The sequence below is a fragment of the Erwinia sp. AK-PDG3-5 genome, assembly GCF_056821705.1.
Genome location: NZ_CM165967.1, coordinates 1445450 through 1459990, shown reverse-complemented (window position 1 = coordinate 1459990; position 14541 = coordinate 1445450). Strand labels below are relative to the sequence as shown.

At 56.4% G+C, this 14541-nt stretch carries 14 protein-coding genes; 3 read left to right on the top strand and 11 right to left on the bottom strand.

Translation table 11 applies throughout. The features are described from left to right. The first annotated feature begins 55 nt into the window (after positions 1–55). Positions 56–2065 (top strand): bifunctional tRNA (5-methylaminomethyl-2-thiouridine)(34)-methyltransferase MnmC2/FAD-dependent 5-carboxymethylaminomethyl-2-thiouridine(34) oxidoreductase MnmC1, encoded by a 2010-nt coding sequence (gene mnmC / locus AC1UKS_RS06715; RefSeq protein WP_482436174.1) that lies wholly within the window; start codon positions 56–58, stop codon positions 2063–2065. A gap of 40 nt (positions 2066–2105) precedes the next feature. Here the strand turns inward: mnmC and AC1UKS_RS06710 are convergent, their stop codons facing one another. From AC1UKS_RS06710 to prmB, 6 genes are read right to left on the bottom strand one after another with little or no spacing between them, the layout of a single operon-like run. Continuing rightward, positions 2106–2387, bottom strand: coding sequence for a YfcL family protein (locus AC1UKS_RS06710; protein WP_013203145.1), 282 nt, complete (start codon positions 2385–2387; stop codon positions 2106–2108). Between the two features lie 30 nt (positions 2388–2417). Beyond that, on the bottom strand, positions 2418–2963 hold the full coding sequence (locus AC1UKS_RS06705) for an elongation factor P hydroxylase (protein WP_265911154.1): 546 nt from the start codon (positions 2961–2963) through the stop codon (positions 2418–2420). An 11-nt stretch (positions 2964–2974) separates the two neighbouring features. Then, on the bottom strand, positions 2975–3778 hold the full coding sequence (locus tag AC1UKS_RS06700; protein WP_482436173.1) for a sulfite exporter TauE/SafE family protein: 804 nt from the start codon (positions 3776–3778) through the stop codon (positions 2975–2977). Between the two features lie 9 nt (positions 3779–3787). Beyond that, the gene (mepA, locus tag AC1UKS_RS06695; RefSeq protein WP_053144351.1) at positions 3788–4612 is read right to left on the bottom strand and encodes a penicillin-insensitive murein endopeptidase; all 825 of its coding nucleotides are present in this window, start codon (positions 4610–4612) and stop codon (positions 3788–3790) included. Positions 4613–4616: 4 nt separating this feature from the next. Continuing rightward, complete coding sequence (gene aroC, locus AC1UKS_RS06690; RefSeq protein ID WP_265911155.1) at positions 4617–5702, bottom strand: chorismate synthase; 1086 nt, start codon at positions 5700–5702, stop codon at positions 4617–4619. Between the two features lie 24 nt (positions 5703–5726). Further along, positions 5727–6659 carry a 50S ribosomal protein L3 N(5)-glutamine methyltransferase gene (gene prmB, locus AC1UKS_RS06685; protein WP_053144353.1) on the bottom strand — a complete coding sequence of 311 codons (933 nt, stop codon included), beginning with the start codon at positions 6657–6659 and terminating at the stop codon, positions 5727–5729. A 188-nt stretch (positions 6660–6847) separates the two neighbouring features. Here prmB and smrB point away from each other — a divergent pair, with 188 nt between their 5' ends. After that, complete coding sequence (smrB, locus tag AC1UKS_RS06680) at positions 6848–7399, top strand: endonuclease SmrB (protein WP_265911156.1); 552 nt, start codon at positions 6848–6850, stop codon at positions 7397–7399. 36 nt (positions 7400–7435) lie between these two features. On the opposite strand, the gene sixA is transcribed toward smrB, so the two are convergent. The 4 genes from sixA to AC1UKS_RS06660 all read right to left on the bottom strand — a co-directional run bounded on the left by sixA (position 7436) and on the right by AC1UKS_RS06660 (position 12042). After that, the gene (gene sixA / locus AC1UKS_RS06675; RefSeq protein ID WP_265911157.1) at positions 7436–7918 is read right to left on the bottom strand and encodes a phosphohistidine phosphatase SixA; all 483 of its coding nucleotides are present in this window, start codon (positions 7916–7918) and stop codon (positions 7436–7438) included. A 170-nt stretch (positions 7919–8088) separates the two neighbouring features. Beyond that, positions 8089–10263, bottom strand: a complete 2175-nt coding sequence (gene fadJ, locus AC1UKS_RS06670; protein WP_482436892.1) for a fatty acid oxidation complex subunit alpha FadJ — start codon at positions 10261–10263, stop codon at positions 8089–8091. 5 nt (positions 10264–10268) lie between these two features. Continuing rightward, positions 10269–11579 carry an acetyl-CoA C-acyltransferase FadI gene (gene fadI, locus AC1UKS_RS06665; protein ID WP_482436172.1) on the bottom strand — a complete coding sequence of 437 codons (1311 nt, stop codon included), beginning with the start codon at positions 11577–11579 and terminating at the stop codon, positions 10269–10271. Between the two features lie 166 nt (positions 11580–11745). Next, positions 11746–12042, bottom strand: a complete 297-nt coding sequence (locus AC1UKS_RS06660) for a YfcZ/YiiS family protein (protein ID WP_013203156.1) — start codon at positions 12040–12042, stop codon at positions 11746–11748. Between the two features lie 377 nt (positions 12043–12419). On the opposite strand from AC1UKS_RS06660, the gene fadL reads away from it, so the two are divergent. Further along, entirely contained in the window at positions 12420–13703 is a 1284-nt protein-coding gene (fadL, locus tag AC1UKS_RS06655; RefSeq protein WP_482436171.1) for a long-chain fatty acid transporter FadL, read from the top strand. 63 nt (positions 13704–13766) lie between these two features. On the opposite strand, the gene mlaA is transcribed toward fadL, so the two are convergent. After that, on the bottom strand, positions 13767–14528 hold the full coding sequence (gene mlaA / locus AC1UKS_RS06650) for a phospholipid-binding lipoprotein MlaA (protein WP_482436170.1): 762 nt from the start codon (positions 14526–14528) through the stop codon (positions 13767–13769). Positions 14529–14541: the final 13 nt, after the last annotated feature.

Below are 14541 nucleotides of genomic sequence, written 5' to 3'. Positions count from 1 at the left end.
TGGGCCAGCTCACACCGTTACAATCGCGGCACCGCCTGATAACCGAGCTTCCCCCTTGAAAACGACCCCGATCGAGTATGCCGAATTAAGCTGGAATGAACAGGGTACACCTGTATCCCGAGCGTTTGGCGACGTCTACTTCTCCAATGAAAATGGTCTGGAAGAGACCCGCCATGTGTTCCTCGGTGGCAACCAAATACCCGATCGATTTGCTCAACATTCGCGCGATTTATTTATTGTTGCTGAGACAGGTTTTGGGACTGGTCTGAACTTTTTGACCCTTTGGCAGGCGTTCGATCGCTTCCGGGAAACGCATCCCGAGGCTAAATTACAGCGTTTACACTTCATCAGCAGTGAGAAATATCCTTTAAACGTGACAGATCTCGCCAGCTCGCTGGCCGTCTGGCCGGAACTGGCCGACTACGCGGCGGAACTTTGCCAACAGTGGCCGCAAGCGTTGCCAGGCTGTCACCGTTTGCTGTTGGACGGCGGCCGCATCACGCTGGATCTGTGGTTTGGCGATATTAACCAGCTGATCCACACTTTTGATGACAGCCTGCAGCATCAGGTCGATGCCTGGTTCCTGGATGGCTTTGCGCCGTCTAAAAATCCCGATATGTGGACACCAGAGCTGTTTGCCTGCATGGCGAAACTGGCCCGCCAGGGCGGCACCTTTGCCACCTTTACCGCCGCGGGCTTTGTTCGTCGCGGTCTGAGAGATGCGGGATTTAACGTTATTCGCAGCAAAGGCTTTGGCCCCAAACGCGAAATGCTTTGCGGTTCAATGGACGCGTTAACCTCCCCTCACGCAAACATGCCGTGGTACGCGCGTCCGGCTGCTGAAGGCGATGATATCGCCATTATTGGCGGCGGCATTGCCAGCGCGCTACTGGCGCTGGCGCTGTTACGTCGCGGCAAAAAGGTCACCTTATACTGCGCGGATGCCCGGGCCGCCGAAGGCGCGTCCGGGAATCGTCAGGGCGTGCTCTATCCCCTGCTCAATCAGCACGATCCGGCGTTAGCCACCTTCTTCCCACTGGCGTTCACCTTTGCCCGCCGGCTTTACGACAGCCTGCCGGTCGCTTTTGATCACGACTGGTGCGGCGTCACGCAGCTGGGTTGGGATGAAAAAAGCCGCGAGAAGATTGCCAAACTGCTAAGCATGGGCTTGCCTGAAGAGATCGCCCGCGAAGTGTCGCAGGCCGAAGCGGAAGCCTTGTCTGGCGTGGTAACGGGCTGCGGCGGAATAAGCTATCCGCTGGGCGGCTGGCTTTCTCCTGGGCAACTGACCCCGGCGCTGTTTGAACTGGCATCGCAGCAGGGGTTGCAGATCCACTGGCAACATACGCTGACGGAAATGCGGCCTGAAGCGGATGGCTGGCAGTTACAGTTCCGTGACCAGCCAGCGCAGCAGCATCGGAATGTGGTGCTGGCCACCGGGCACACCCTGGCGTCCTTTACCCAGAGCGAAATGCTCCCCGCCTATGCCGTCAGCGGCCAGGTCAGCCATATTCCCACCACGCCAGGCTTAAGCCAGCTAAAGCAGGTGCTGTGTTATGACGGCTACCTGACGCCTGCTAACCCACACAATCAGCATCACTGTATTGGTGCCAGCTATCACCGTGCGGACACTTCAACCGACTACCGCGAAGCGGACCAGCAGGAAAACCGCGAGCGGTTGATTCGCTGCCTGCCAGAGGCGGAGTGGCCGAAAGAAGTGGACATCAGCGCCGGAGAATCCCGCAGCGGCGTGCGTTGCGCCTCTCGCGACCACCTGCCAATGTTTGGTCCCCTGCCCGATTATGCGCAAACGCTGGCGCAATATGCCGATCTCGCCCAGCACAAAGAGACCGCACAGGCAGCGCCGGTGCATAAAGGCTTGTTTGTATTGGGTGCACTGGGTTCACGCGGGTTGTGCAGCGGCCCGCTGGGTGCAGAAGTGCTGGCGGCAGAACTCTGTGGCGAGCCGATCCCGCTGGATGCCGACACGCTGGCAGCGATGCATCCGAATCGTTACTGGGTAAGGAAATTACTGAAAGGGAAAGCAATAAAAACGGCGTTCTGACAGGACAAACAAACCAGGCGGCACGGTGGCCGCCCGGTTGTCAGGAAGGTTTGCGCGCCTGCAGGAACAGGTTGTCCCACATGCCAATCACCAGCGCCTGATCGCGCGGCGAGAGTTCACCAGCCTGGATGGCGTTCTGCAAACTTCTCTGCACCTGAATCTGTAATGCTTCAGGGGTATGCTCGCCGGAGAGTTCAATCTCAGCCACGGCCAGCGTCAGATGCCCACGCAGATAACCACTGGCAAACAGCTCGTCGTCACTGGCGCTTTCCACCATGTCGTCGATCAGGGCCAGAATACGCGCCTCAAATTCATCGATCATAAAATTCCTTATTCGTTCCTGTCCCCACGATCACAGGTCTTCTGGCCAGGGAAACTGTGCCGCCGTCAGCGGGGGCGTTGAGTAATACGAGCAGAGTTCAGCAATCAATCGGGCTGGCCGAGCAGGAAGGCCCTGTTCCAGATGCGTCATGACCTGAGCATGGACTTTGCGCTGAAACGCGATGCGATCCGGCTCACAATCTCCGTTGAGATTGTCACAACTTACATTGAAGGGAAACCCTGCCGCAACACAAAACATCCACTCCAGCGATTGCGGTTTCACTTCTACCGTTTCGAATTGGTTCTGTGTCATGGCATCACGGCCATCCGGGCAATACCAGTAGCCAAAATCAACCTGCTTGCGGCGTTCAGCCCCGGCAATGCACCAGTGCGAAATTTCATGCAGCGCGCTGGCGTAATAGCCGTGAGCAAACACCACGCGGTGGTAATCCACATCGTCATCAGCAGGAAGATAGATCGGTTCGTCGTCGCCTTTAATCAGGCGTGTCTGAAAATCGGCAAAAAAGCAGCGGTCAAAAATTTCAATCAGCTGCGTATAGTGGTGGCTATCGTTCATTCTTTCTTTTCTCAACCCAACAGATGGTGACACCAGGCCGCAATCGCCGCGCCATGACTGTCGTAAAGCAGTTTTGCACTCATCACGGCAGACACGATCACCACCATCGGGCGGATCAACGTTTGCCCCCGGCTTAACACCATGCGTGCACCTAACCGGGCACCACAGATGGCACCCACCAGCATCACCAGTCCGGTTCCCCACACCACTTTGCCGCCAAACATAAAGAACAGCAGACCACCAAAATTGGAGGTGAAGTTCAGCACTTTGGCATGAGCCGTGGATTTTGCGAGGTTATAGCCGCACAGGGTGACAAAAGCCAGCGCGTAAAAAGAGCCCGCGCCGGGACCAAAAAATCCGTCATAAAAGCCGACGCAACCACCGGCCACCAGCGCAAACGGCAAGCCGTGCAGGCGACGCTGGCGATCTTCTTCGCCAATTTTAGGCAGCAGCAGGAAGTACAGCCCGATAGCGATCAGCAGGATCGGCAGAACCTGTCGCAGCAGTTCAGCCTGCAAATGCTGGATCAGAATGGCACCGGTCACCGCACCCAGAAAAGTCATGCAGATATTTAGCCGCTGCTCGTGCAGATTGACTGCGCCACGACGGACAAAATAGAGGCTCGCCGAGAACGAGCCGCCGACTGACTGCAATTTATTGGTGGCAATCGCCTGCGCGGGAGAGAGGCCCACGGACATCAGCGCCGGCACGGTTAACAGCCCGCCGCCACCGGCAATCGAATCGATAAACCCGGCCAGCATGGCGACAAAGAACAGCAGCCCAACAAACAGTGGGCTGACGACGAACCAATCCATCTTCGATCCCTAAAGCAAATGTTTATCCAGTAACGCCTGACAGGATGGCGGTAACGGCGGCGGCTCGCGCTTCACTGGCGCGCCACTGCCCGGTTTGGCAGGCAGGAACCAGCTTTGCAGCTCAGCACCACAGCCATCACCGGCCGGCGGCGCAGGCTGATCCTGACACTGTAAGCTGCCCGGCGGGCAACGCAGACGCACATGCATATGCGCGCGGTGACCGAACCATGGACGCACTTTGCGTAACCAGTCCCGATCGGCACCAGCATCGGCACACAGCTGCTTTTTAATCGCCGGATTGACGAAGATGCGCGTCACATCGTCATCTTTCGCCGCCAGTTTAATCAGGCTGTCGATTTCCGGCTGCCAGTGGCGCGCGACCACGTTTTTACCGTCCGCCGCCACCAAATCCAGTGGCTGAGGCTTTAACAGCATCGCGGAGGACCAGCGCGATTTAGGCAGCTGTAGCCAGATATCCACATCCAGTCCCGACTGATGGCTGGCGTGACCGCTGCTGAAGCGCCCACCGGCGGCCATGCCCATATCGCCAATCAACACTTCGCCGAGCTGCAGGTTATGCACCTGCGTACTCAGACGCTGAATAAACATGATCAGGTCCGGATGGCCGAAGTAGCGACGCTGATCCTGGCGCATCACCTGATAGTCAGGCGCATCCAGCGGCAGTTGTTCTGCGCCAACGATACAGCCGTTAGCAAACTGACCAATCGACTGCGGCGTGCCGCTAATCGGCTGGCGGATCGATTGCCAGGGCGTTGCCGCCAGCGAGGAAGCACTTATCAGCAGCGCACCAAGCGCCATCAGCGTCTTTTTCATTCGGTTACCAGCGAGGAATGTCCGTGTGCACATCAGCGTTCTGAGCACGCTGACGCAGTAAGTGATCCATCAGCACGATCGCCATCATCGCTTCCGCGATCGGCACCGCGCGGATCCCCACGCAAGGATCGTGGCGGCCTTTAGTGATCATCTCAACTTCTTCACCAAAGCGGTTGATGGTTTTGCCCGGCACGGTAATGCTGGAGGTTGGCTTCATGGCGATGTTCGCCAGAATCGGCTGACCGCTGCTGATGCCGCCCAAAATGCCGCCGGCGTGGTTGCTCTGGAAACCCTCCGCACGAATTTCGTCACGGTGCTGGCTGCCGCGCTGGTTGACGACCGCAAAGCCGTCACCAATTTCAACGCCTTTCACCGCATTGATGCTCATCAACGCATGCGCCAGGTCCGCATCCAGACGATCGAAAACCGGTTCGCCGAGGCCAACCGGGACGTTTTCGGCCATCACCGACACTTTCGCACCAATCGAGTCACCCGCTTTCTTCAGCCCGCGCATCAGTTCGTCCAGCGCCTCCAGCTTCGAGGGATCCGGGCAGAAGAACGGGTTCTGTTCAACCTGATCCCAGTCCTTCAGCTCGCAGGCCACATCGCCAATCTGCGCCAGGAAACCCCGCACTTTGATGCCGTGCTTGAGCGCCAGATACTTCTTGGCAATCGCGCCAGCGGCAACGCGCATCGCGGTTTCACGGGCCGACGAACGGCCACCGCCACGGTAGTCGCGCAGGCCATATTTCTGCTCGTAGGTATAGTCAGCATGGCCAGGACGGAACACGTCTTTGATCTCACTGTAATCCTGAGAACGCTGATCGGTGTTTTCAATCAACAGCCCGATGCTGGTGCCCGTGGTCACACCTTCAAACACGCCGGAGAGGATTTTGACCTGATCCGGTTCGCGTCGCTGGGTGGTGTAACGTGACGTACCAGGACGACGGCGATCCAGATCGTGCTGCAGATCGGCTTCGGTCAGCGGAATGCCGGGCGGCACCCCGTCTACAATGCAGCCCAGCGCCAGTCCATGAGACTCACCGAAGGTGGTGACGCGAAACAGTTGCCCAATAGTGTTACCAGCCATGATGACCTCTTTTATTGTTCTTTATTAATCTTTGAAAATGCCAAAGTGGTGCTGCGCATCAACGATTTGCTGACGGGTCAGCATAAAGACACCATCGCCGCCGTTGGCAAACTCCAGCCAGGTAAACGGCACGTCCGGGTACTGTTCAATCATGTGCACCATGCTGTTGCCCACTTCACAAATCAACACGCCCTGCTCGCTCAGGTAATCTGGTGCGTTTGCCAGGATACGGCGCGCCAGCTTCAGACCATCACGTCCGGCAGCCAGGCCCAGTTCAGGCTCGTGGCGGTATTCGTTTGGCAAATCGTCCATGTCGTCTTCATCCACGTAAGGTGGATTGGTGACAATCAGGTCGTAAGGGGTTTTTGGCAGTTCGCGGAACAGATCGGCGCGGATCGGCGTGACGCTGTGGGTCAGGCCATGCGCTTCAATATTCTGCTCGGTCACCGCCAGCGCGTCAGTGGAGATATCGACCGCATCCACTTCGGCGTCCGGGAAGGCATAGGCACAGGCGATGGCGATGCAGCCGCTGCCGGTACACATATCCAGAATATATTTCGGCTCATCCGGGATCAGCGCCGCAAAGCGATCGTTGATCAGCTCGCCGATGGGCGAACGCGGCACCAGCACGCGTTCATCGACATAGAACTCGTGTCCGCAGAACCAGGCTTTGTTGGTCAGGTAGGAGACCGGAATACGTTCGTTGATGCGGCGGATCACGCGCTCGACAATACGATGGCGCTCGCTGGATGTCAGCCGGGCGCTGCGCATGTCTTCCGGGATATCCAGCGGCAGATACAAGGTGGGCAACACCAGCTGAACCGCTTCGTCCCAGGGATTATCGGTGCCGTGACCATACCAGAGCTCGGCGGCGGAAAAACGGCTTACCGTCCAGCGCAGCATATCCTGAATGGTATGCAGCTCACTGACTGCCTCATCGACGAAAATTTTGTCCAAAGTGCCCTCCACAGGCCTTACTAAAACTCGGCAGCTAGTTTGCCATGAAGCGGGCCATAATTCAGCGCGGCGGTGTGAAAAAGCTGACATTTGTTTTTTGCCGCTACAACTCAGGGTAGACTGTCAGCATTTCCTGAAGACGACGTTCCGCGCCGTTTTGCCTTATAAAGCCGGACAATGAGAACCTGATGAGTAAAAAACAGCCCCTCAGCGCCGAAGATCAGGCGTTGTTTCGCGGATTAATGACCGGCACCCGAAAGCTGGCGCAGGACACCATTGTCCACAAACCGCAGAAGAAAAACCTCGCGATGGTTCCGCAGAAAAAGCTGATTTCCGAGCAGATGGATGCCAGTCACTATTTTTCCGATGAATTTCAGCCTTTGCTGGCCGAGGAAGGCCCCACGCGCTACGTGCGCAGTGATGTCAGCCATTACGAGCTGAAAAAGCTGAGACGTGGCGATTACACGCCGGAAATTTTTCTGGATTTGCATGGACTTACGCAACGGCAGGCCAAGGAAGAGCTGGGGGCGTTGATTGCAGCGTGCCGACGTGAGCACATTTTTTGCGCCAGCGTGATGCACGGCCACGGTAAGCATGTATTGAAACAGCAGTCGCCGCTGTGGCTGGCACAGCATCCGATGGTGATGGCATTTCATCAGGCGCCCAAGCTGTTCGGCGGCGATGCCGCGCTGCTGGTGCTGATTGAGGTGGAAGAGTGGATGCCGCCAGAATTACCTTAAGACGGCGTCAGGGCCAGATCGCCTGGCCCTGTAACATCACATCGCTTTCGCCAGTTTGGAGGGACTGACCTGCCACTCCAGCTTACCGGTGCCGTTGTCAGCATCGTAGTCGATACGGGCAATGGCCGAGGTCGCGAACATCGGCGGCGATTCCTGCGGGCAGAGCTCAGACACCAGGTAGCCCACCAACGGCAGGTGGGAAATCACTAAAACAGATTTCACCCCTTCTTTCGCCAGCACTTGCAGGTAACTGGCCACCATCGCGGGATCGCCGCCAGGCGTCAGTTCGGGCAAGACCTCCTGCCCTTCCGGCAGGTTCAGTGCTTCACGCACCGTAGCCAGCGTCTGTTCAGCACGCAGGTACGGGCTGACTAACACACGTTCAATATCTACTGTCTGGCCATTTAGCCATTTCGCCATCTGGCGTGATTCATCACATCCGCAATGAGTCAGAGGTCGTACAGAATCACTAGCCGCATCTAATGCCGCATCGCCGTGACGCATAATGAAAACTTGCATAATGCACCGCTGTTGTTAAACGTAAACGCCGGAAAACACAGCTTCCCGACTCTTCATTCAGTGAATGAACGCTGTGTTGTACCCTAATGCCTTGAGTATAGTCAACCGATTGTTTATTAAATGAGCGCTTTCCAGAACAGTGCTAAAGCGCCCCTGTTTTGCGGTAAAATCTAACCCCCTGAATCGGCATGGCTATTCGATTTTTCCGCCATATTGTAAAAACATTCGCCGCTGGCTGCCCGTCGCTTCAGCGCCTCGCACGGGGCAAAACGGTCGCCGTGCGACTGCATCAGCCGCTCTAATGTGTTCACCACGTCCGCCGCCCCCAGACGATCCATATAGCGGAACGGGCCGCCGAGGAACGGCGGGAAACCAATGCCAAACACCGCGCCAATATCGCCATCGCGGGCGGAATGAATCACGCCTTCGTCGAGGGTTCTCGCGGCCTCGTTCAGCATCATCATCACACAGCGCTCAGCGACAGAATCGGCGCTGAGATGGCTTTTAGGGTTCAGCGTGAGCAGTTTATAGATACTCTCATCAACCGACTTTTTACGGCTGAAGGGTTTGCGGTTATAGAGATAGAAGCCGCGTCCATTCTTGCGCCCTTTACGGTCATCATTCAATACCGCGGCAAAGGCGTCCGGCGTTTTAAAGCGCTCGCCCCAGGCCTGTTCCAGCACTGGCATCATGTGCGTGCCGACGTCAATGCCCACTTCATCCAGTAACTGGATTGGCCCGACCGGGAAACCGAACTTCACCAGCGCCCGATCGATGCTGTCGATCGGCTCGGATTCCAGCAAACAGCGCATGGCTTCAATAATGTACGGCGCCAGGACGCGGTTGACATAAAATCCGGCCCGGTCGGCCACCACAATCGGCGTTTTGCCCTGCTTTTTCGCCAGCGAAACCACGGTGGCGATGGTTTCTGCCGAGGTGGTGGTATGCGGGATCACTTCGACCAACGGCATTTTGTCTACCGGGCTGAAATAGTGCAGACCGATCACGTTTTCCGGCCGGCTGGCGTTAGCCGCAATATCAGCAATCGGCAGCGAGGAGGTATTGGAAGCAAAAATCGTCTGCCCCGAGGTATTGGCTTCAACCTCTGCCACCATGATTTGCTTCAGCGTCAGGTCTTCGAACACCGCTTCAATGATCACGTCACGATGATGGAAGCCCTGGTAGTCGGTGCCGCCGCCAATCAGGGCCATTTGTTGCTGGCGCTCTGCCGGGCGCAGATGCCGACGCTGCACGCTTTTGCTCAGCAAATCCCAGCTGTATTTCATCGCATGATTAATGCCTTCCGGCTTAATGTCTTTGATACGCACCGGCAACTTGCCACGCGTCGCGGTGACATAGGCGATGCCGCCGCCCATTAAGCCGCCACCCAGCACGCCAATTGATTTCAGTTCACGCGGGCTGGCATCCGTACCGCGATCCTTTTTCATCTCGGTGGTGGCGAAGAATATTGACCGTAACGCCTGTGATTCCGGCGTCATCGCCAGCTCACCAAAGGCTTTAGCTTCTGCGGCATAGCCGATAATACTGCCCTTAAGCAGGCCGGTTTTCACCACCGACAATATTTTACGGGTGGCCGGGTAATTGCCTTTAGTTTTGGCTTCCGTCTGCCTGGTCGCCATGGCAAACAGCAACGCGCGCCCTGCCGGAGCATTCAGCAACCGCTCGCGCAGCGGTAAGGTTTTCCGCGGCTTACGGCCATTCAGGGCCATCTTCACCGCCGTTTCCAGCAGAATGGCCTGCGGCACGGCGTCTTCCACCAGCCCCATTTTGACGGCCTGCTTTGCCCGCAGGGTCTTGCCGGTGAGGATCAGATCCAGCGCTCTCGATGCGCCAATCAGTCGCGGCAGTCGCTGCGTACCGCCGGAGCCCGGCAGCAAACCTAACTGTACTTCTGGCAGCCCGAGCCGGGTTTTATCATCCAGCGAACAAACGCGTTGATTACAGGCCAATGCCAACTCCAGCCCACCGCCGAGGCAGGCACCATGAATCGCAGCAACCACTGGAACGGATAGCGAAGCAATTTCGGCCATCACCTTCTGCCCTTCATGCGCCAGCGCTTCCGCTTCCTGCGCCGTTTTGCAGCGGTCGATCATCGAGATATCCGCACCGGCAATAAACGAGTCCGGTTTACCGGAAATCAGTACCAGTCCCGCGAGGTGCGAATTAGCGCGCGCCTGGGCGATCACCTCACGGATCTGCCCGGCAAACTCCGCCTTCAGCGTATTCATCTTTTCGCCGGGCACATCAATGGTGATTACCCCGACATTATCCAGCCGCATCACCAGGCTGAATGCCGAGGCTTTTTCTCGGTTGTGCGTCATCATCGTTGTCATTCGGCCTCCAGAACCATTGCGGCGCCTAACCCACCCGCGGCGCAGGCGGTGACCAGCCCCAGTCCACCGCCACGACGACGCAACTCGTTCAGCGTCTGGGTAATCATGCGTGCGCCGGTCGCCGCAAAAGGATGGCCGTAAGCGATTGAACCGCCCATCACGTTAAATTTTTCTTCGTTCACCTCGCCCAGCGCATGCGGGCGTTTTAACACCTCGCGGGCAAAACGCTCGTCGGCAAACATTTTCAGATTAGCCAGCGTTTGCGCGGCGAACGCTTCGTGCATATCGATCAGCGTCAGATCGTCCAGGGTAATCCCGGCCCGATCCAGCGCCAGTGGGGAAGCGTACGACGGCCCGAGCAGCATGTCCTGCCAGACGTCTATCGCGGTAAAGGCGTAGCTGCGCAGATAGCCCAGCGGCACGATGCCCAGCGCTTTCGCCCGCGATTCGGTCATCAGCACTACCGCGGCGGCACCATCGGTCAGCGGCGTACTGTTGGCGGCGGTGACGGTGCCGTGCTGCCGATCGAAGGCGGGACGAAGACGCGCGTAGTCATCCAGCGTCGAGGTCATGCGCACGTTATTGTCCTGCTCAAACGCTTTGCGCCACGGCGGAACAAACGCGGTCATCACTTCGCCCGCAAGGCGGCCATCTTCCCAGGCCCGGGCGGCACGCTGATGGGAACGGTGAGCCAGCGCGTCCTGTTGCTGGCGGGTAATGCCATGGGTTTTTGCCATCTGCTCGGCGGTGTCACCCATTCTGAGCCCGGTAGAGTATTCCGCCACGGCAGGCGGCACCGGCATTAAATCGCGCGGGCGCAGCTGGCTGAACAGCGACATTTTCTGCGAGAAGGTTTTGGCTTTATTGAGATCAACTAGGATACGACCGAGCTTTTTGCTAACGCCAATCGGCAGCACTGAGGAAGAGTCCGCTCCACCGGCAATACCGGCCTGAATGGTGCCCGCCAGCATGCTTTCAGCGACGTTCGCCACCGCCTGAAAACTGGTGGCGCAGGCGCGGCTGACGCTGTAGGCATCGGTCGACACACTCAGGCCGCTGCCAAGGACGATTTCGCGGGCAATATTCGGCGCTTCGGGCATCTGCACCACCTGGCCAAACACCAGCTGTTCGATGACCTCCGGCGGCAGTTCGCTCCGCGCCAGTAATTCACTCACCACCATCCGCCCCAGCTCAATCGCCGGCACGCCGTGTAATGCCGTTGCCTGGCGGGCAAACGGGGTGCGGAGTCCGTGTGTAATGGCGATACGGTCGCCCTGACGCGTCAGCAAAGGAAGCGCTTTGCTCATTCTGATTACCCTTAACAGTCAAACGGCATCATTGCCTAACAGGTCTGACCTCTAAGGTTAACCAGATTTTAACAATGTGCACGCGGAATGAGAGAAAATTGCGAGAGCAAACACGCTTTAGAAAACAATGAGTGGGAAAACCCCACTCATTGCGTAAGACGGGGGATTAACGCAGGCCGAGCTGAAAAATCATCGTTTCAGCCTGGCAGCTGAAGGTGAAATCAGCGTCAAGCAGCACACCTTCAGGCTGTTCGCTAAAGCGCGCGTCAATCTGGCAGGGATCGGATTCGACCTGACGCGCTTTTTCCGTCAGCTGGCTGAGCATGGCTTCCGCCTGCTGGCGAGTGCCGTACAGCTGGCTCCAGCTTGCGGTGCAGTCAGTATTGTCCATGATCGTACCAACATCGACACAACAGCAGGCGGCGGTTTCATTGGCGCTGCATTTATTAATGGCATGGGACATGGGAAATCTCCTGTTAGCCGCGCGGGTTGCGGCAGAAAGTGTATTCACTGGCGGCTATGTTACCCCTGCGGCGAAAGGCTGTCTGGCAATTGCGTGATATAGCGCCAATAAGTGCCGTATATCCACGTCAAATTTGATCTAAAACAAGCTAGACTCGATAGGTTCAATTCAGACACGCAGTTTTTTGTTAAGCAGATCGCTTTTCTTAGATCATTTCAGAAATATTTATAAAACAATATTGCAACATCGATACAGGTCGGACCTATACTGGTGCCACTGGTCTGATTTGTTAGCCGTACGTCAGTCCCTAAAATTCGTGAACCTTTGTTACATCCGTGACAAAGTTCAATAAAAATCAAATAAATGAGGTTGTGGTCATGAACCATAAAAACCTGTTTGCGAAGTCTGCTCTCGCAGCTGCAGTGGCAATTGTTTCTTCAAACGTTTACGCAGCCGGCTTTCAATTGAATGAATTTTCGGCCATAGGTTTAGGACGCGCTTATTCAGGCGAAGGCGCAATGGGGGATACCGCAGCATCTGCCAGCCGTAATCCGGCCACCATGGCGTTAATGGATCGCCCGATGTTTTCTGTCGGTGCTGTATTTATTGATCCCGATGTCAATATCAGTGGCGACAGCCAGTCAGGCCAAAGTCTGGATGCCAATAATATTGCGCCAACGCAGTGGGTACCTAACATTCATTACGTTCAGCCTATTAACGATCAATGGTGGTTGGGCGCGTCGGCAACGTCTAATTATGGCCTGGCAACCGAATTTAATGATAACTACACCGCGGGCGCATATGGCGGTAAAACCGATCTGCAAACGGTAAACTTTAATTTAAGTACCGCTTATCGTCTTAATCAGAACTTTAGTTTTGGTGTGGGTTTTGATGCGGTTTATGCCCGTGCCAAGATTGAACGTTATGCAGGTGAATCGGGTGCCGCACTGGGCTTGCCTGCAGATACGCAAATTGCCCACCTGAAAGGGGATGAATGGGGTTACGGCTGGAATGCCGGTATCCTTTATGAAGTGGATCCGAATAACCGCTTCGGCTTTACTTACCGCTCTGAAGTTAAAATCGACTTTGACGGCGATTATAAGAGCAGCATCCCAACCTATATCAACCCAATTAATCAGGCGGGTAATTTCGGCCTGCCGTACGGTACCAGCGGTCAAACTATTCCGGGCGCATTGACCCTGAATCTGCCTGAAATGTGGGAGCTGTCCGGTTACCATAAAGTGGCGCCGCAATGGGCCGTGCACTACAGCCTGACGTATACCAGCTGGAGCCAGTTCCAGGAGCTGAAAGCGACCGGCAGCAATGGCCAGACGCTGTTCTATAAAGATGAGAGCTTTAAGGATGCTTACCGCATCGCGCTGGGAACGTCCTATTTCTATGATGAAAACTGGACCTTCCGCACCGGTATTGCCTTTGATGACAGCCCGGTCCCGGCAGAAAACCGTTCCATCTCTATTCCGGATCAGGATCGTCTGTGGTTGAGCGCCGGTGCTTCCTACGCCTTTAACCAGGATGCTTCCGTCGACGTTGGCCTGTCTTATATGCACGGTCAGCATGTCACCGTAGAAGAAGGCCCTTACACCTTTAACTCTACCGGTAAAGCCTGGCTGTACGGCGCGAACTTTAACTACAAGTTCTGATAGCACGCCGGCAACAAAAAAGGCCTGTCGCAAGACAGGCCTTTTTTTATATCACCGCAACGGTTAGTTCGAGTCGATATCGTTGAGATCGCCCTGAATCGCCGAGGCGTTAGGGTTTTCCTGCGGGATCAGCCTGCCATCGCTGGCGAGGAAATCATGATGCTGGAAGTATGCCGCACGCACAAAGGCATAAGGGTCCTTCGAGTTACGCAACATCGCATCTGAATCCAGCAGCTGAGCACGGGTTTCAACCCCTTCCAACGCCCACTTCCCTGCCGACATCCACCAGGTCAGCCAGCTGAGTGGCGCGTAAAGATCGTCAACCAGCCCACCGACATCCTCACGCGGGGTGAAGCCACCGTAGCCCGGCACTTCAACGTAGGGACCGTAGCCGACGCCGTAATTCCCCAGCGTACTACCAAACCCGCGCGCCTCTTCTTTGGCCAGCTTTGGATTCGCCATGCTCGCCACGTCGATAAAGCCGCCCATCCCCAGAATGGTGTTCAGGAAGAAGCGGTTGAAGTGAATCATCGCTTTATAAGGTTTACCCTCAATAAAGTAGTTCACCATCGTCGACGGCTCATCTAGGTTGCTGAAGAAGTTACTCAGCCCGCTGCGCGCAGGCACCGGCAGATAGTCACGCCAGGCCACCGCCACAGGACGAACCACGTACGGGTCGAGCACGTTGTAGTTAAAGTTGAACATCGAGCGGTTAAAGCCCTCGAACGGATCGGACCGCCCTTGTGGCTCATCTGCCGTATTCGAACTGGCGCAACCTATCAGCAGCACGCTGGCCAGCGCTACACCCGTCACGCGGTAGCTCATCTCTTACTCCCTG